This is a genomic window from Ramlibacter sp. GS1-15, assembly GCF_057785015.1.
The window spans coordinates 220,877-237,306 of sequence record NZ_JBYNTU010000002.1 but is presented as its reverse complement, the minus strand read 5'-3'; the positions used below and the strand labels follow the sequence as shown (position 1 = coordinate 237,306).

At 68.3% G+C, this 16,430-nt stretch carries 16 protein-coding genes; 9 read left to right on the top strand and 7 right to left on the bottom strand.

Features of this window, described 5'->3' with window-relative positions; genetic code table 11:
- Positions 1-74 precede the first annotated feature (74 nt).
- Together AC3EF3_RS20150 and AC3EF3_RS20145 are read right to left on the bottom strand one after the other, a co-directional pair.
- Positions 75-524 (bottom strand): Lrp/AsnC family transcriptional regulator, encoded by a 450-nt coding sequence (locus AC3EF3_RS20150; RefSeq protein WP_488534047.1) that lies wholly within the window; start codon positions 522-524, stop codon positions 75-77.
- Positions 525-688: 164 nt separating this feature from the next.
- Positions 689-1,735: a homocysteine S-methyltransferase family protein gene (locus tag AC3EF3_RS20145; RefSeq protein ID WP_488534046.1), complete on the bottom strand. Its 1,047-nt coding sequence runs from the start codon at positions 1,733-1,735 to the stop codon at positions 689-691.
- Positions 1,736-1,787: 52 nt separating this feature from the next.
- On the opposite strand from AC3EF3_RS20145, the gene recQ reads away from it, so the two are divergent.
- Positions 1,788-3,632: a DNA helicase RecQ gene (gene recQ, locus AC3EF3_RS20140; RefSeq protein ID WP_488534045.1), complete on the top strand. Its 1,845-nt coding sequence runs from the start codon at positions 1,788-1,790 to the stop codon at positions 3,630-3,632.
- On the opposite strand, the gene AC3EF3_RS20135 is transcribed toward recQ, so the two are convergent.
- Positions 3,593-4,009, bottom strand: a complete 417-nt coding sequence (locus AC3EF3_RS20135; protein WP_488534044.1) for a low affinity iron permease family protein — start codon at positions 4,007-4,009, stop codon at positions 3,593-3,595. The genes recQ and AC3EF3_RS20135 overlap by 40 nt on opposite strands.
- 49 nt (positions 4,010-4,058) lie before the next feature.
- The gene (locus AC3EF3_RS20130; protein ID WP_488534043.1) at positions 4,059-6,359 is read right to left on the bottom strand and encodes an ATP-binding protein; all 2,301 of its coding nucleotides are present in this window, start codon (positions 6,357-6,359) and stop codon (positions 4,059-4,061) included.
- A gap of 127 nt (positions 6,360-6,486) precedes the next feature.
- Between AC3EF3_RS20130 and AC3EF3_RS20125 the strand changes: the two genes are divergently transcribed.
- The 4 genes from AC3EF3_RS20125 to AC3EF3_RS20110 all read left to right on the top strand — a co-directional run bounded on the left by AC3EF3_RS20125 (position 6,487) and on the right by AC3EF3_RS20110 (position 10,437).
- Complete coding sequence (locus tag AC3EF3_RS20125) at positions 6,487-7,686, top strand: threonine ammonia-lyase (protein WP_488534042.1); 1,200 nt, start codon at positions 6,487-6,489, stop codon at positions 7,684-7,686.
- Positions 7,686-8,090, top strand: a complete 405-nt coding sequence (locus AC3EF3_RS20120) for a PaaI family thioesterase (RefSeq protein ID WP_488534041.1) — start codon at positions 7,686-7,688, stop codon at positions 8,088-8,090. Before AC3EF3_RS20125 ends, AC3EF3_RS20120 begins: the two co-directional genes overlap by 1 nt.
- Positions 8,091-8,123: 33 nt before the next feature.
- The gene (locus AC3EF3_RS20115) at positions 8,124-8,267 is read left to right on the top strand and encodes a hypothetical protein (protein WP_488534040.1); all 144 of its coding nucleotides are present in this window, start codon (positions 8,124-8,126) and stop codon (positions 8,265-8,267) included.
- 316 nt (positions 8,268-8,583) lie between these two features.
- Positions 8,584-10,437: a phosphoenolpyruvate carboxykinase (GTP) gene (locus AC3EF3_RS20110; RefSeq protein ID WP_488534039.1), complete on the top strand. Its 1,854-nt coding sequence runs from the start codon at positions 8,584-8,586 to the stop codon at positions 10,435-10,437.
- Between the two features lie 45 nt (positions 10,438-10,482).
- Here the strand turns inward: AC3EF3_RS20110 and AC3EF3_RS20105 are convergent, their stop codons facing one another.
- Both AC3EF3_RS20105 and AC3EF3_RS20100 read right to left on the bottom strand, forming a co-directional pair.
- A complete protein-coding gene (locus AC3EF3_RS20105; RefSeq protein ID WP_488534038.1) occupies positions 10,483-10,623 on the bottom strand; it encodes a hypothetical protein in 141 nt (46 codons plus the stop codon).
- A gap of 1 nt (position 10,624) precedes the next feature.
- Positions 10,625-11,074, bottom strand: a complete 450-nt coding sequence (locus tag AC3EF3_RS20100) for a hypothetical protein (RefSeq protein ID WP_488534037.1) — start codon at positions 11,072-11,074, stop codon at positions 10,625-10,627.
- A 109-nt stretch (positions 11,075-11,183) separates the two neighbouring features.
- Between AC3EF3_RS20100 and AC3EF3_RS20095 the strand changes: the two genes are divergently transcribed.
- Positions 11,184-12,149 carry a LysR family transcriptional regulator gene (locus tag AC3EF3_RS20095; protein WP_488534117.1) on the top strand — a complete coding sequence of 322 codons (966 nt, stop codon included), beginning with the start codon at positions 11,184-11,186 and terminating at the stop codon, positions 12,147-12,149.
- Positions 12,150-12,201: 52 nt separating this feature from the next.
- The gene (locus tag AC3EF3_RS20090) at positions 12,202-13,185 is read left to right on the top strand and encodes a Bug family tripartite tricarboxylate transporter substrate binding protein (protein WP_488534036.1); all 984 of its coding nucleotides are present in this window, start codon (positions 12,202-12,204) and stop codon (positions 13,183-13,185) included.
- Between the two features lie 9 nt (positions 13,186-13,194).
- Here AC3EF3_RS20090 and AC3EF3_RS20085 read toward each other — a convergent pair whose 3' ends face one another.
- Positions 13,195-13,371, bottom strand: coding sequence for a hypothetical protein (locus AC3EF3_RS20085; RefSeq protein ID WP_488534035.1), 177 nt, complete (start codon positions 13,369-13,371; stop codon positions 13,195-13,197).
- Positions 13,372-13,495: 124 nt separating this feature from the next.
- Here AC3EF3_RS20085 and AC3EF3_RS20080 point away from each other — a divergent pair, with 124 nt between their 5' ends.
- Both AC3EF3_RS20080 and AC3EF3_RS20075 read left to right on the top strand, forming a co-directional pair.
- Entirely contained in the window at positions 13,496-15,427 is a 1,932-nt protein-coding gene (locus tag AC3EF3_RS20080; protein WP_488534034.1) for a sensor histidine kinase, read from the top strand.
- A 60-nt stretch (positions 15,428-15,487) separates the two neighbouring features.
- Positions 15,488-16,312: a metallophosphoesterase gene (locus AC3EF3_RS20075; RefSeq protein ID WP_488534033.1), complete on the top strand. Its 825-nt coding sequence runs from the start codon at positions 15,488-15,490 to the stop codon at positions 16,310-16,312.
- Positions 16,313-16,430 lie beyond the last annotated feature (118 nt).

Here is a 16,430-nt window from a genome sequence, read left to right as displayed (position 1 = left end):
AGAAACTTGCAAAGTGCCCAACCGAGGAGACGCCGTGACATAAGCACGCGCCGTGCCCGGCCGCGCGACCGGCTTCACAGCGGCAGGTCCGCCTTCTTCAGCGTGCGAAGCACGAAGCTCGACTTGCTGTGGCGGATGCCCTTGATCTTGTACAGGCGCTCACGCAAGAGCCGCTCGTAGTCGCGCGTGTCCTTCACCGCCACCCGCAACAGGTAGTCGTACTCGCCCGACACGAGGTAGGCCTCGACCACTTCGGGGATCGCCGCCAGCGTCTCGCCGAACTTCTCCAGCGTGTTGTCCGAGTGGCTGTCGAGCGTGACCTGCACCAGCACGGTGTCCTGCCAGCCCAGCGCCGGGCCGTTCAGGCGCACGGTGTAGCCCTCGATCACGCCGGCCTGCTCCATCTTGCGGATGCGCTCCCAGCAGGGCGAGGTCGACAGGCCCACCGCCTGCCCCACTTCCTGCAGGCTGGCGCGGGCGTTTTTCTGCAGCACGGCGAGGATTTTTCTGTCCAAGGCATCCATGCCGAAAAGTTTACCGCCGCTCCCGCTCAATGAAGAAAGATCGGCAAGACTTCCTGGGCGAAGGCGAAGACACTGGGAGCTCGGACAGGCGGGCTTACCGGCATCGCGTGGACGTACCGGGGCCCGGCGGGTTATCGCCCGCCGGGCGGGTCGGATGGAGGGCCTTAAGCGGCCTCTTTGTAGAAGAACTCGCGCTGCAGGCTGCGCGCCGCCAGCGGCTGCACCGCCTCGCGGATCGCCGCGATGTGCTCCGGCGTGGTGCCGCAGCAGCCGCCGACGATATTCACCAGCCCCTCGGCGGCGAACTCGCGCAGCAGGCGCGAGGTCACTTCGGGGGTCTCGTCGAAGCCGGTTTCGGCCATCGGGTTGGGCAGGCCGGCGTTCGGGTAGCAGCTGATGTAGGTGTCGCCGGCGACCTTCGCCAGCTCCTGGATGTAGGGCCGCATCAGTGCGGCGCCGAGCGCGCAATTGAGCCCCACGGCGAGCGGGCGCGCATGGCGCACGCTGTACCAGAAGGCCGGCACCGTCTGGCCGCTGAGGATCCGACCCGAAGCATCGGTCACCGTGCCGCTGATGATCACCGGCAGGCGCTCGCCCGATTCCTCGAACCACTCGTCGATGGCGAACAGCGCGGCCTTCGCGTTGAGCGTGTCGAAGATCGTCTCGACCAGCAGCAGGTCCGCGCCGCCTTCGGTCAGGCCCTTGGCCTGCTCGTAGTACGACAGGCGCAGCTGCTCGAAGTCGACATTGCGTGCACCGGGATCGTTCACGTCCGGGCTGATGCTCGCGGTCTTCGGCGTGGGGCCGAGTGCGCCGGCGACGAAGCGTTTCTTGTCGGGCGTGGTGAACTTGTCGGCGGCCGAGCGCGCGAGCTTGGCCGACTCGCGATTCAGCTCCAGCGCGATGTCCGCCAGGCCATAGTCCTCCTGCGCGACGCGCGTGGCGCCGAAGGTGTTGGTCTCGATGATGTCGACGCCGGATGCGAGGTAGGACTCGTGGATGTCGCGCACGATGTCCGGCCGCGTGAGCGTCAGCAGGTCGCCGTTGTTGCGCAGGTCCTTGGGATGGTCCTTGAACCGCTCGCCGCGGTAGTCGGCCTCGGACAAGCGGAAGCGCTGCATCATGGTGCCCATCGCCCCGTCGAGGATCGCGATGCGCTGCTCGAGGATGCGCGGCAGTTCCTGTCCGCGGGTGTAGACGATTGGCTTCATGGTGCGTTCATTGTAGGGACCCGGCCATAAGTCCGGGACAATCAGGGCCATCTTGCCGTCACCCCAATCCGTCCTCCGCGAAGTTTTCGGCTACGAGCAGTTCCGCGGACCCCAAGCCGACATCATCGACCACGTCGTCGCCGGCGGCGACGCGCTCGTGCTCATGCCCACCGGCGGCGGCAAGTCGCTCTGCTACCAGGTCCCGGCCATCGTCCGCCAGCGGCGAGGGCGCGGCGCCACGGTCGTCGTTTCGCCCTTGATCGCCTTGATGCACGACCAGGTCGGCGCGCTGCACGAGGCGGGCGTCGAGGCGGCGTTCCTCAATTCCACCCTCAGCGGCGACGAGGCCTGGGCGATCGAAAAGCGCCTGGCGCGCGGCGAGTTGACGCTGCTGTATGCGGCGCCCGAGCGCGTGACCACGCCCCGCTTCCTGTCGCAGCTCGACGCGCTGCACGAGCGCGGCCTGCTCTCGCTCTTTGCCATCGACGAGGCGCATTGCGTGAGCCAATGGGGTCACGACTTCCGGCCCGAGTACCGCGCGCTCACCGTGCTGCACGAGCGCTTCGCCTCGGTGCCGCGGATCGCGCTCACGGCCACGGCCGACGCCATCACGCGCGAAGACATCGTCGAGCGGCTGCAGCTGCAGCAGGCGCGCCAGTTCGTCAGCAGCTTCGATCGGCCCAACATCTCCTACGCCATCGCCGAGAAGAAAGACCCGTCGGCGCAGCTGCTGCGCTTCATCGAGCGCGAGCACGAGGGCGAAGCCGGCATCGTGTATTGCCAGACGCGCAAGCGCGTCGAGGACACGGCCGCACTGCTCGCGAGCCACGGCATCCGCGCGCTGCCCTACCACGCGGGCCTCGAGGCCGACATGCGCCAGCGCCACCAGGACCGCTTCCTGCGCGAAGAAGCCATCGTGATGGTCGCGACCATCGCCTTCGGCATGGGCATCGACAAGCCCGACGTGCGCTTCGTCGCGCACCTGGACATGCCCAAGAACATCGAAGGCTATTACCAGGAGACCGGGCGCGCCGGCCGCGACGGCCTGCCGTCGGCCGCCTGGATGCTGTACGGCCTGCAGGACGTGGTGAACCAGCGCCGCATGATCGACGAGAGCCCGGCGCCCGACGAGTTCAAGCAGGTGATGCGCGGCAAGCTCGACGCGCTGCTCGCGCTGGCCGAGGCGACCGACTGCCGGCGCGTGCGGCTGCTGCGCTATTTCGGCGAGCACTCGACGCCCTGCGGCAACTGCGACAACTGCCTCGCGCCGCCGCAGGTGTGGGACGGCACGGACGCCGCGCGCAAATTGCTCTCGACGGTCTACCGCGTGCAGCAGCAAAGCGGCATCTCGTTCGGCGCTGGCCACATCATGGACATCGTGCGCGGCAAGGCGACCGAGAAGGTCGCGCAATTCGGGCACGAGCGGCTGTCCACTTTCGGCATCGGCGCGGCGTTCAGCGAGGCGCAGTTGCGCGGCGTGCTGCGCCAGCTGGTCGCGACCGGGGCACTGGCCGTGGACAGCGAGGCGTTCAACACGCTGCGCCTCACCGAAGGCTCGCGTGCGGTGCTCAAAGGTGAGGCCCAGGTGCTGCTGCGCGAATCCATCTCGCAGCAGGGCGGTTCACGCCGGCGCGCCAGCGCGCCGGCGGCCGCCGCCGTCAGCGCCGGCCTGACCGGCTCGGGGCAGGCGCGCTTCGCGGCCCTGAAGGCGTGGCGCGCCGAGATCGCGCGCGAACACAACCTGCCGGCCTACGTGATCTTCCACGACGCGACGCTGGCGGCCATCGCCGCGCTCGCGCCGAAGTCGCTGGGCGAGCTGCAAGGCATCAGCGGCATCGGCACGAAGAAGCTCGAGGCCTACGGCGTCGAGGTGCTGCGCGTCGTCTCCGCGGCCTGAACCTCGACCACGCCGACGCGCTGCCGCGTGGCGCGCATCCGCTCGAATTCCTTCTCGAGGAATTCCAGTTCGCTGTCCGACATGGCTTCGAGATGGATCAGCTGGTTGCGCGCGGCGCCCGTGGCCCGGATCAGCTCGTCGAGCTTGAGCTGCATGGCCTTGGCGTCGCGGTTCTGCGTGTTCTGGATCAGGAACACCATGAGCGACGGGATGATCGAGCAGATGGTGCTCATGGTGAGTTGCCAGGTATCGGTGAACCCGAACACCGGGCCCAGCGCCAGCCAGACCCCGACACCGCTCAACGCCGTGAGGAACGCCCAGGGCGAGCCGGCGGCCTCGGAGGCCCGCTGGGCGAAGATGCGAAACGACTCCTTCATCCGGCCGGTATACCGCGCCGGCCGCCGCCCCGTTGTCAGCGGGTGCCCTTCAGTGCAGGAAGCCGATGCTGCGCGACTCGCGCACTTCGGGCTTGATGCGGTGCTCGGCTTCGAGCTGCTCCAGGAATTCATCGACCGTGAACTGGGCCGCGAGGATCTGCACCTGGCGCTTCACTGCGGCGAAATCGCCGGGGCACAGCTGTTCGAGTTTCGCCAGCCGTGCACGAATCTCGGCCGTGAGCGCCTCGTCCTTGCCGTCCAGCGCCTCGACCGCGAACATGCGCTCGCGCTGCGCCGGCGTGAGCGGCTTGAAGCGGATCTTGAAAGTGAAGCGCCGCAGTGCCGCCTGGTCTATGCGGTCCATGAGGTTGGTGGTGCACACGAAGATGCCGGAAAAGCGCTCCATGCCCTGCAGCATCTCGTTCACTTCGGTGACTTCGTAGGTGCGTTGCGCGCCGCGCCGGTCCTGCAGGAAGCTGTCCGCCTCGTCGAGCAGCAGCACCCCCTTTTCGGTTTCCGCCTCCTCGAACATCGCCGCCATGTTCTGCTCGGTCTCGCCGACGAACTTGCTCATGAGGTCGCTCGCCTGCTTGACCAGCAGCGGCTTGTCCAGCTGCCGCGCGATGTGTTCCGCCAGCGCCGTCTTGCCGGTGCCGGGCGCGCCGTAGAAGCACAAGGTGCCGTGGCCGCGCGCCTTCAACGCGGCGATGATGCGCGGCACCTCGAAGCGCGTTTCGACGTTCAGCATCTCGAGGTCGTAGGTCGTCACCGCGCGGCGCTGGCCCGATTCGCTGCTGCGGTTGCCGAGCGCCTGGTCCGCGTTGCGCAACTGCCGCTCGATCAGTGCTTCGGTCTTGGCCCCTTCCGCGCCCGCCAGGCCCGCGAAGCGCACCGCCGTGCGGATCTGCGCCGGCGTCAGGCCCTTGCGCTCGGTCAGCTTGGCGATGAACGCATCGGACACCGGCACGCCCTCGAGCGTCTTGCGCACCAGCCCTTCGCGCGCGCCCGGCGGCGGCGACTTCAGTTCCAGGTGGTAGGCGAACCGGCGGCGGAAGGCCGGGTCGATCTGCTCGATGCGGTTGGTCACCCAGATGGTCGGGACCGAATTCGATTCCAGGATCTGGTTGACCCAGGCCTTGCCGCTCACGCTGCCGCTGGCGGGGGCGATCACCTGCTCGGCACGCGCCATCAGCTGCGCCGCCTCGCTGGAGATCGGCGGGAACACGTCTTCCACTTCGTCGAACAGCAGCGCCGCCTGCGCGCTGCCCTTCAGGAACACCTGCGCGATCTGCAGCGAGCGATAGCGGTCGCGCCCCGACAGCGAATTGCCGTCGCGGTCCGCATATTCGACCTCGAACAATTCGAGGCCCGCGGCCTGCGCCACCACCTTCGCCAGTTCGGTCTTGCCGGTGCCGGGCGGCCCGTACAGCAGCACGTTGACGCCGGGTTCCTTGCGCGTGACCGCGTTGCGCAGCAGCGAGCACAGCACCTGCGCGTCCTCGTCGACGAAGCCGAAGTCCGCGAGCTTCAACTGGCTCTTGGCCGAGGGCCGCGTGAACACGGCCATCAACTCGTTCTGGTCGCGGTACTCGCGCATCAGCACGGGCGGCAGCTTCTCGCTGACCTTCATCAGGTCCGCGAGGTCGGTGATGTTGTGCTCGGAGATGAGGTTCTCCACCAGGCCGATGCGCTCCAGGCGCGAGCCCGCGCGCAGCGCCTCGCCCACATCATTGGCGTTCACGCCGGCGATCTCCGCGATCGCGGCGTAGGCCTCGGGGGCATTGTTGACCTTGAACTCGACCAGCAGGCTGCGCAGGTCACGCTGGTAACGCGCCAGCGTGCCGTACAGCAGCAAGGCCCGTTCGGCCTGGTTCAATTGCAGCAGGCCCGACAGCGCGTCGATGTTCTTTTCGACCAGCGTCGAGTGCTTCTTGAGCGCGTGCGTGAGCCATTCGCCCGTCACGGCCAGCACCGACAGCAGGTCCTTGGGCTGGTCCTTGGCGTACTCGTCCAGGTAGAAGAACAGCGTGCCTTCTTCGTAGGGGCCGCGCCAGACGCCGTGCCGCTCGAGAAAGTCGGCGGTGGACAGCTGCTCGTGGCCGCGCCAGAACTCGTTGTCCTTGCAGCGGCGCGCGAGGAACTCACGCAGGCGCGCCAGCGCCGGGACGGGCCACACCAGATGGCGGCCGGCCAGCGACAACAGGCCGTTCAGGTCGCGCCGCACGTTGAACTTGCCGCCCTGCTTGGCCGCCAGCGTCAGCACGAAATGCGAGCACATCAGGTCCAGCACGGGCGCGTCTTTCAGCCCCGGTGAGGGCAGCAGCTGCAATTCCGCCGAACGCTTGACCATGGGCACGTCCTCCGTCTTGGGGACCCGATTTCCACGCGGACGATAACGCGAGTTGATGCTACATGGAAGACGCTGATTGTGGGAATTCCGCGACTGGCGGCGGCATTTGCCGTGACAATCGCCCTCCATGCTGGAACTCGCCGACATCCGCGCCGCCGAAGCCCGCCTGGCGGGGCAAGTCCTCGACACGCCCTGCGTGGAGTCGCGCACCCTGTCGCAGATCACCGGGGCGCAGGTTTTCCTGAAATTCGAGAACCTGCAATTCACTGCATCCTTCAAGGAACGGGGCGCCTGCAACAAGCTCGTGCAGCTGAGCGATGCCGAAAAGGCGCGCGGCGTCATCGCCATGAGCGCCGGCAACCACGCGCAGGGGGTGGCCTATCACGCGCAGCGGCTCGGCTTGCGCGCCGTGATCGTGATGCCGCGCTTCACGCCCGGCGTGAAGGTCGAGCGCACGCGCAGCTTCGGCGCGGAGATTGTGCTGCACGGCGATACGCTGGAGGAGTCGCGCGCCCATGCGCTGAAGCTCGCGGCCGAGCAGGACCTGACCTTCGTGCATCCCTACGACGACGAGGCCATCGTCGCGGGCCAGGGTACCGTCGGGCTGGAGATGCTGCGCGCCGTGCCCGAGCTCGACACGCTGGTGGTCGCCGTGGGCGGCGGCGGGCTGATCGGCGGCATCGCCGTCGCCGCGAAGGCGCTCAAGCCGTCGATCCAGGTGATCGGCGTGCAGACGCTGCGCTTCCCGAACATGTTCAACGCGGTGAAGCACGCGTCGCTGCCGCAGGGCGGCAGTACGATCGCGGAAGGCATCGCCGTCGGCACGCCGGGCCGCATCACGCAGGCCATCATCGAGAAGTGCGTCGACGACCTCGTGCTGGTCGACGAAGGCGATATCGAACAGGCGATCGTGCTGCTGCTCGAAATCGAGAAGACGCTGGTCGAAGGCGCGGGCGCGGCAGGACTGGCGGCGCTGCTGAAGGATCCGCCGCGATTTCGCGGCCGCAAGGTCGGGCTCGTGCTCGGGGGCGGCAACATAGACCCGCTCCTGCTCGCCGCGATCATCGAGCGCGGCATGGTGCGCGCCGGGCGGCTCGCGCGCATCCGCGTGAGCTCGCGCGACGTGCCCGGGTCGCTGGCGCGCATCACGGCGATCGTCGCGGAAGCCGGCGCGAACATCGACGAGGTGCACCACCAGCGCGCGTTCACCTTGCTGGCCGCGCAGAACGTCGAGATCGAGCTGGTGCTGCAGACACGGGGGCGCGACCACATCCGGGCCGTCATCGAGGCGCTGAAGGCCGGCGGCTACCAGGCCCAGGAGCAATGATGGAGACGAGCACGCTGCAGTCGGCGCTGGCCGAGTACTTCGCGCCCTGGGTGCAGGAACTGGGTTTGCGGGTCGAGGGCTTCGATGCCCAGAGCGTGACCTTGCGGCTGCCGCAGAGCGAGCGGCTGTCGCGCGTCGGCGGCATGCTGTGCGGCCAGGCGATGATGGCCGCCGCCGACACCGCGATGGTGCTGGCCCTGATCAACCAGTCCGGCAGTTTCCGCCCCTGCACGACGGTGCAGATGAACACCAGCTTTCTCAAGCCCCTGTCGAGCCAGGACGCGCTGGTCCAGGCGCGGGTGCTGCGGGCCGGCAAGACGCTGGCGTTCGGCGAGATCGACCTGCGCGGCGCTGACGACGGGACGAGCGTCTGTCGGGCGAGCGTCACTTACGCCCTGCTCTAAAATCGGCGCAATCCCGAGAATCAGGAACGAACCATGGCCTCCCACCCGACCCACGCCGAACACCCGGCCGAGCAAGACCCCATCGAAGCCGTGACGCCGCTCATCCCCGTCGTGCTGCCCGTGGTCGGCGGCCTGCTGATGTTCCTGCTGGCGTTCATCGCCGTCTACCTGGCCTAAGCCGCCCTTCCTTTCTGCGATTTCGGCCGCGCTCAGCGCGGCTTTTGTCGTGGCCGGAACTCGTTTTGCGGATGCATAAACCTATGCACGTTATGCATGGAAAACGGGTAGCACGGCAGCCCGGCGCGGTCCGCGCTCCCTAAAATTGGCTTCCCAGCCGACCCGCGGACAGTGAACCACCCCTTCACACCCACCCGCTGCCCACCCCGCAGCCCCGCCCGTTGACTGAGCCGAAGCCCGATTTCAAAAAGGCAGCGCTCGGTTCCCCAGAGCTCCGCCGTTCTGAAACCCGGTTTCACTTTTCAGGAGCTTTTGGATGAACTCTCCCGTCATGCAGGGATTGCAGCTGGACCACCCCGCCTTCGTCAAGAACGCGAAGCTGATCGCTTGGGTGGCCGACATGGCCGCGCTGTGCAAGCCCGACCGCATCCATTGGTGCGACGGCAGCCAGGAAGAGTACGACCGGCTGTGCCAGCAGCTGGTCGCGGCCGGCACCTTCCGCAAGCTCGACGCCGCCAAACGGCCGAACTCCTACCTGGCCTGCTCCGACCCGAGCGACGTCGCGCGGGTCGAGGACCGCACCTTCATCTGCTCGCGCCGCAAGGAGGACGCCGGCCCGACCAACAACTGGGTGGCGCCGGAAGAAATGCGCGCCACCTTGCAGCCCCTGTTCGACGGCTGCATGCGCGGCCGCACGATGTACGTCGTGCCGTTCTCGATGGGACCGCTGGGCTCGCCGATCGCGCACATCGGCATCGAGCTGTCCGACAGCCCGTACGTCGCCGTCAACATGAAGCTGATGACGCGCATGGGCCGCGCCGTCTACGACGTGCTGGGCGTGGACGGCGAGTTCGTCCCCTGCGTGCACACCGTGGGCGCGCCGCTGCAGCCGGGCCAGAAGGACGTGAGCTGGCCCTGCAACAAGACCAAGTACATCGTCCACTATCCCGAGACGCGCGAGATCTGGTCGTTCGGCTCGGGCTACGGTGGCAACGCGCTGCTGGGCAAGAAGTGCTTCGCGCTGCGCATCGCGTCCACGATGGGCCGCGACGAGGGCTGGCTCGCCGAACACATGCTGATCCTGGGCGTCACCAACCCGCAGGGCAAGAAGTACCACGTCGCGGCGGCGTTCCCCTCGGCCTGCGGCAAGACCAACTTCGCGATGCTGATCCCGCCCAAGGCCTTCGAAGGCTGGAAGGTCACGACCATCGGCGACGACATCGCGTGGATCAAGCCCGGCCAGGACGGCCGCCTGTACGCGATCAACCCCGAGGCGGGCTACTTCGGCGTCGCGCCCGGGACCAACTACAAGACCAACCCGAACTGCATGGAGTCGCTGCGCAAGGACGTGATCTTCACGAACGTGGCGCTCACCGACGACGGCGACGTGTGGTGGGAAGGCATGGACGGCGAGCCGCCGGCGCACTGCATCGACTGGCAGGGCAAGGACTGGACGCCCGCAATCGCGAAGGAAACCGGCGCGAAGGCCGCGCACCCGAACGCGCGCTTCACCGTTGCCGCCACGAACAACCCGGCGCTCGACCCGGCCTGGGACGACCCGGCGGGCGTCCCGATCGATGCCTTCATCTTCGGCGGCCGCCGTTCGAACACGGTGCCGCTGGTGACCGAGGCGAACGACTGGGTCGAGGGCGTGTACATGGCCGCGACCATGGGCTCCGAAACGACGGCCGCCATCGTCGGGCAGGTCGGCGTGGTGCGGCGCGATCCGTTCGCCATGCTGCCCTTCACCGGCTACAACATGAGCGACTACTTCCAGCACTGGCTGGACATGGGGCGCAGGCTGCAGGAGCGCGGCGCGAAGCTGCCGAAGATCTACCAGACCAACTGGTTCCGCAAGGACGACAGCGGCAAGTTCGTGTGGCCCGGCTACGGCGAGAACATGCGCGTGCTCAAGTGGATGATCGACCGCATCGAGGGCCAGGCCGCGGGCCGCCCGCATGCGTTCGGCGTCAGCCCGGCCTACGAGGAGCTGAACTGGAGCGGACTCAGCTTCACCCTGGAGCAGTTCGATCAGGTGATCGGCGTCGATCGCGAGGCGAGCGAGAGCGAGCTGCAGCTGCACCACGAGTTGTTCCTGAAGCTGGAGTACCACCTGCCGCAGGAACTGCAGGCCACGAAGGCCGAGATCCAGCAGCGCCTCGCGGGCTGATCGCGCAGGGCCCAAAGCGAAAGAGCCACCCGGGGGTGGCTCTTTTCATTGCGATTGCGGCTTCAGCCGGCGCGCACGCCGCTTCAACGCGACGCGGTAGGACCAGGCATCGAGCGCCCGGCGGGCGGTCCCGGGCAGCACCTTGAGCGCGAGCTCGATCCCGCGCTTGATGGCGAAGGCGACCATCTCAGTAGTACGGGTAGGCGCGCGAATCCTCGAGCGCCGCGGCACTCATGGCACGGCTGATGTCGGCCATGATGCGCGCGTCGGTGAGGGCCGCCTGCCAGTACTGCTCGTCGGCGCGGGAGCGAAGGCGCCGCTCGTTCCACGCCTTCGTGCCGATGCGCAGCGTGGTGACGGCGCGGCGCGCGGGCGCAGCCAGCAGCGCGAGCGCGGCGAAAGCCACGGTCCACAGCACGATCCAGGCGGCCAGCAGGTGACCTTCGGTCCAGGTGTCGATCACCTGGTTGGCGACGACCAGCAGGGCGGCGACGATGGCGGCCAGCAGCATGCTCGAGGCGGCGCGGGCGCCGTCGAAGCCCCGGATCAGGGACGCGAACAGGCCGAAACTGCGCTGGGCACGCGCGACGCCGGGGTGTTCGGTCGGGTATTGAACGGATGCAAAGCTGGTGGTCATCGTTTCCTCCTTGTGAGAGCCACGCCGTTCTTGGCGCGTGACCACATACTAGGGTTCACCCTGATATATTTCCAATTTAGATTCATGATGCCTATCATTCACTGGAATGATGAAAGCACCGAATTTCCGCACCCTGGACCTGAACCTGCTGCGGGTCTTCGACCAGGTGATGGCCGAGCGCAACCTCACGCGGGCCGCCCGCAACCTCTCGATGACGCAGCCCGCGGTGAGCAATGCGCTCAGCCGCCTGCGCGACGCCCTCGGCGACCGCCTGGTGGCGCGCAGCGGCTATGGCGTCGAGCCGACGCCGCGCGCGCTGGCCTTGTGGCCAGCCATCGCCGATGCGCTGCGGCAGCTGGAGGCGTCGATCACGCCGGGGGATTTCGTCGCTTCGGAAGCGAACAACACCTTCCTGCTGGCGATGGCGGACGCCACGGCGGCGGCGCTCATGCCCGGCATGGTGGAGATCATCGAGCGCGACGCGCCGGGCGTGTCGGTACGCGTGCTGCCGCTCACCACGCGCGATCCGCGCCCCTTGCTGGATGAAGGCCAGGTGGACCTCGCGGTCGGCTTCTTTCCCGCCGTGCTGGCCGACCTCACGGCGCAGGCGCAGCAAGGGGGCATGGCGCCGTTCGACCACCAGCGCCTGTACGAAGGCAAGTACGTGTGCGTGATGCGCGAGGGGCATCCGCTGGCCAAGGGACCGTTCACGCTGAAGCGCTACTGCGCCGCGCACCACCTGCTGGTGAGCTTTTCCGGCCGGCCCTACGGCTTCGTGGACGAAGCGCTGGCGGCGCTCGGGATGAAGCGGCGCGTCGTGCTCACGGTGAACCAGTTCTTCACCGCCGGCCGCGTCGTGTCGACATCCGACCTGCTGACGGTGCTTCCGAGCCACTTCGTCGACGTCACAGGCATCGCCGACCGGCTGGTATTGCGCGAACTGCCGTTCAGCGTGCAACCCGTGCACGTCGACGCGCTGTGGCACCGCCGCCAGAACCAGCGCAGCGACCATGCGTGGCTGCGGCTGGCGATCGCGGCGTCGGCACAGCGGGCCTTCGGCCCGCGTGCCGGTTGATGGCATGCGGCTTGCTGGCTACGCTGGCTCACCCACCGCCGAGTAGGTTTCCATGGCCCAGCATCCCTTCTCCACCTCACGCCGGCGTGCCCTGCGCGCGCTCGCCGCGGGCTCCGTCGCATCGCTTGCCTTGCCGGCGTTCGCGGCCTGGCCCGAGAAGCCGATCCGCATCGTGGTCACCTTCCCGCCGGGCGGGGCCAGCGACATCGTGGCGCGCGCCCTGGCCGATCCGCTCGGCGCCCGCCTCGGCCAGCCGGTCGTGGTGGACAACCGGCCCGGCGCCGGCGGCAGCGTCGGCGGCCAGCTGGTCGTGCAGGCGCCGCCCGACGGCTACACGCTGCTGCTGTCGAACTCGACCCCGATATCGATCGGTCCCTTCGCGCTGGAGAAGCAGCCCTACGACCCGGTCGAGGCCTTCACCCACATCGCCTTGATCGGCAGCGCGCCCTGCGTCGTGATGGCCAACCCCAAATCCGGCTTTCGCAGCCTGGCGGATCTCGAAGCCGCCGCGAACGCCGGCCGCGTGGATTTCGGCTCGGGCGGGCCGGCTTCGATCGGCCATGTGTACGGCGAGCTGATGAAGAAGGCGCTGGGGCTGAACTTCGTGCACGTGCCCTACCGCGGCGGCGCGCCGATGACGACCGACCTCATCGCCGGCGTCGTGCCGGTGGGCATCGACGTGCTCACGGCCTACGTGCCGTATTTCAAGGGCGGCCAGCTCGCGCCGCTGGCGGTGACGTCGACCCGGCGCTCGCCGCTCGTGCCCGACGTGCCGAGCGTGGTCGAAACCGGCCGGCGCAACCTGGTGCTGGAGAATTTCTTCGGTCTGTCAGGCCCGGCCAAAATGCCGGCCGACCTCGTCCTGCGCATCAACGCGGCCTGCAACGAGGTGCTCGCGCTGCCCGAAATCCACCGGAAGATGGAGGATCTCGGGATCGTGCTTTCGCCCGCGTCGCCGGCCGCCTTCACGGCTTTCGTGAAGGAGCAGGTGGCGCAGCTGTCCCCGGTGGTGAAAGCCGCGGGCGTACGCCTGTAGGCGCGGGACTCAGCGGACGACGCGCAGGTAGGCGAGCGCTGCGCCACGCAGCTCGGAGGCCTGGCGCGCGCTGGTGCCGGCCCGCGCCTCGGCGCGCTCGAGCAGCGAGCGCGGCACCGCGGCATGGCCGATGCGGTTGCGGCCCGGCATGAAGACGCGGGCGATCTGGGCAAACAGGAAGTACATGGTGGGTCCGGCCCTGGGCCGGTCCTTTGTCGTCGATAGGTGAAGAATAAGGGTTTTCCCTAGGCCTTCAAGCCGGCCGGGTCTTCCGCCCGATGCAGATCGGGCATGCCGCTATGCTCGCGCCATGTCCGCCCAGCCGATCACCGCCCTGTCGTCGGGCCATTGGCTCGCGCAGGTGGCAGACGTCATCGACGAAATGCTGTGGGTGCAGGACGCGGCGAGCGGGCGCATCCTGTATGCCAATCCCGCGTTCGCGCGTTTCTGGGGAGCGGAGGCTGCCCGCAGCCACGGCCCGGACGCGCTGCTGGAGTTCGTCGCCGAAGCCGACCGCGAGCACCTGCGCCGCGTGCGCGCCCAGGTCGCCCAGTCGCCGTACGCCACCGAGTACCAGGTCCGGCTGCCCGCGATGGGCTCGCGGCCCCCGCGCACCGCGCGAGTGCGCGAGAAAGCCTTCCGTAGCCGGGCCGCTTCGGGTGAGGACTGGATCACGCACGTGGCCCGCGACATCTCCCGGCAGTTCGACGCGACGGCGCAATTGCAAGCCGAGGTCGCGCGCCGCACCGATGCCGAGCGCAACCTGGACGACGCGATGCAGCGGCTGGACGCGCTGATCGCGACCGCCAACGATGCGGTGATCACGATCGACGCGCGCGACGGCATCGTCGAGTGGAGCGGCGCGGCCGAGCGCATCTTCGGCTGGACGCGCGACGAGGCGCTGGGACACGACCTCGCCGACCTGATCCTGCCGCCCGCGCACCGCGAGCAGCATCGCGCCGGGCTCGCGCAATACCTGCGCGGCGGAACGGGCGACATCTTCAAGCGGCGCGTGGAGGTCACGGCGTTGCGGCGCGACGGCGAGGCGTTCGACGCGGAGATGTCCGTCTGGCCGGTGCGCACCGCGCAAGGCCACACCTTCACGTCCCTGGTGCGCGACATCTCGCGCCGCAAGACGGCGGAACGCGCGCTGCTGGAGTCGGAAGCCAAGTACCGCAAGGTGGTCGAGAACGTCAACGAGGGCATCCTGATCACCGCCGGCGGCCGCATCCTGTACGCCAACCCGCGCGCGCTGGAGATCACGGGCCTGGACGATGCCACCGCCAGGTCCAAGCCGTTCATCGAGTTCATCCACCCCGACGACCGCGATCGTGTGCTGGGCAACCACCTGCGCCGCTTGCGCGGCGAAACGGTGGAGAACCACTACCACTTCCGCGTGGTCCATCGCGACGGCGCGGTGCGCTGGCTGGAGATCAGCGCCGTCGTTTTCGAATGGCAGAACGCACCGGCGACGCTCAACTTCCTGACCGACGTCACCGAGCGGCTGCAGATCGAGCACGACATTCGCGAAGCGCTGGCGCGCGAGCGCGAGCTCTCGGAGCTGAAATCGCGCTTCGTGGCCGTCGCCTCGCACGAGTTCCGCACGCCGCTGGCCGCGATCCTGTCGTCGGTCGAACTGCTCGACGACTACGGCGCGCGGCTGCCGGACGATGAGCGGCGCGAGATCGTGGCGCAAGTCAAGAACGCGGTGGCCCGCATGAAGAGGATGGTCGACCAGGTGCTGGTCACGAGCCGGCTCGAATCGGGCCGGTTCGTCTTCGAGCCGAAGCCGCTCGGCATCCCGGACCTGATGGTGGAGGTCGCGGCCGAGATCGACCAGGCCCATGCGCAGTCATCGCGCATCGCGGTGCGTTGCAGCGGCATCGACCGGCCGCGCCTGGTCGACGGCAAGCTGATCAGCCACATCCTGGTGAACCTGCTGGGCAACGCGCTCAAGTACTCATCGCCCGACACGGCGGTGGACTGCACCGCGACGGCCGAGGGCGACCGGCTGCGCTTTCGCATCGCCGACAAGGGCATCGGCATCCCCGCGGGGGACCTGCCGCGCCTGTTCGAGAGCTTCCACCGCGGCACCAACGTCGGCAACATCCAGGGCACCGGCATCGGGCTGCACATCGTCAGGGAATGCGTGCAGCTTCACCGCGGAACCATCGAGGTTCAGAGCGTGGTCGGCCAGGGCACCACCTTCCACGTCGACGTGCACGCCCCCGTTGCCGCCTAGGAGCCCGGGCGGCCGGGAAGCGGGCCTGCGCGCACGGCGCGCTGCCCGCACAATAGGCGGGTGCGAATACAGCTGATGTCGGACCTCCACCTGGAGACGAATCCGCAATTCCGCCCGCGGCCCGCGCCGGGCGTGGACCTGCTGGTGCTGGCCGGCGACATCGGCTCGTACCAGCCCCGCAGCCGCCTCGAGGAGCCGGACTTCGGCCTCGCGCGCTGCTCGCCGCGCCACGGCTGGCCCTGCCCCGTGCTGTACGTGCCGGGCAACCACGAATACGACAACCTCGATTTCGACGAGGCGCACGCCCGCCTGCGCGACGCGTGCGAGCGGCTGGACATCGTGTGGCTCGAACGCGAGGTCGCCGTGTTCGGCGACACGCGCTTCGTCGGCACGACGCTGTGGGCGGACTTCGACGCGCTGGTCACCGATGCCGATCGCCAGGACCCCGAGCGGCTGGAACACCAACGGGGCAAGGCCTATCGCGCGGCGAACTTCTACCTGCAGAAGACGCTCGCGACCCGCGGCGGCACGCCATGGCTCGCGGAGGGTTGGCGTGAGCAGGCGCTGGTGTGCGGCGCGTGGTTGCGTGAAGCACTCGCCACACCGTTCGAGGGCACGACGGTCGTGGTGACGCATTTCGCACCGAGCTTGCGCAGCGCCGACCCGCGTTACGGCATCACGCCCGCGGCGGCGGGCTTCTGCAACTCGATGGATGAGCTGCTGCGCCGTGCCCATTGGTGGCTGCACGGCCACCTGCATTGTCAGCACGACTACGTTCTGAACGGCTGCCGTGTCGTCGCGAACACCCTGGGCTATGCGTCGAAAGGCGAACAGGCCGGATTTCGCGAACAACTCGTGATCGACCTCTCACAACGCGCGATGTGAGGCGGGGAACCGGCGCGTATCTTGCGTGACGGAACGCAGGCAGCGTTACGTCCACCAACATCTGCCCTGCGGTCTTTACACGCGCGACGTATCGGGCCCATGACCCCTGTGGAACACT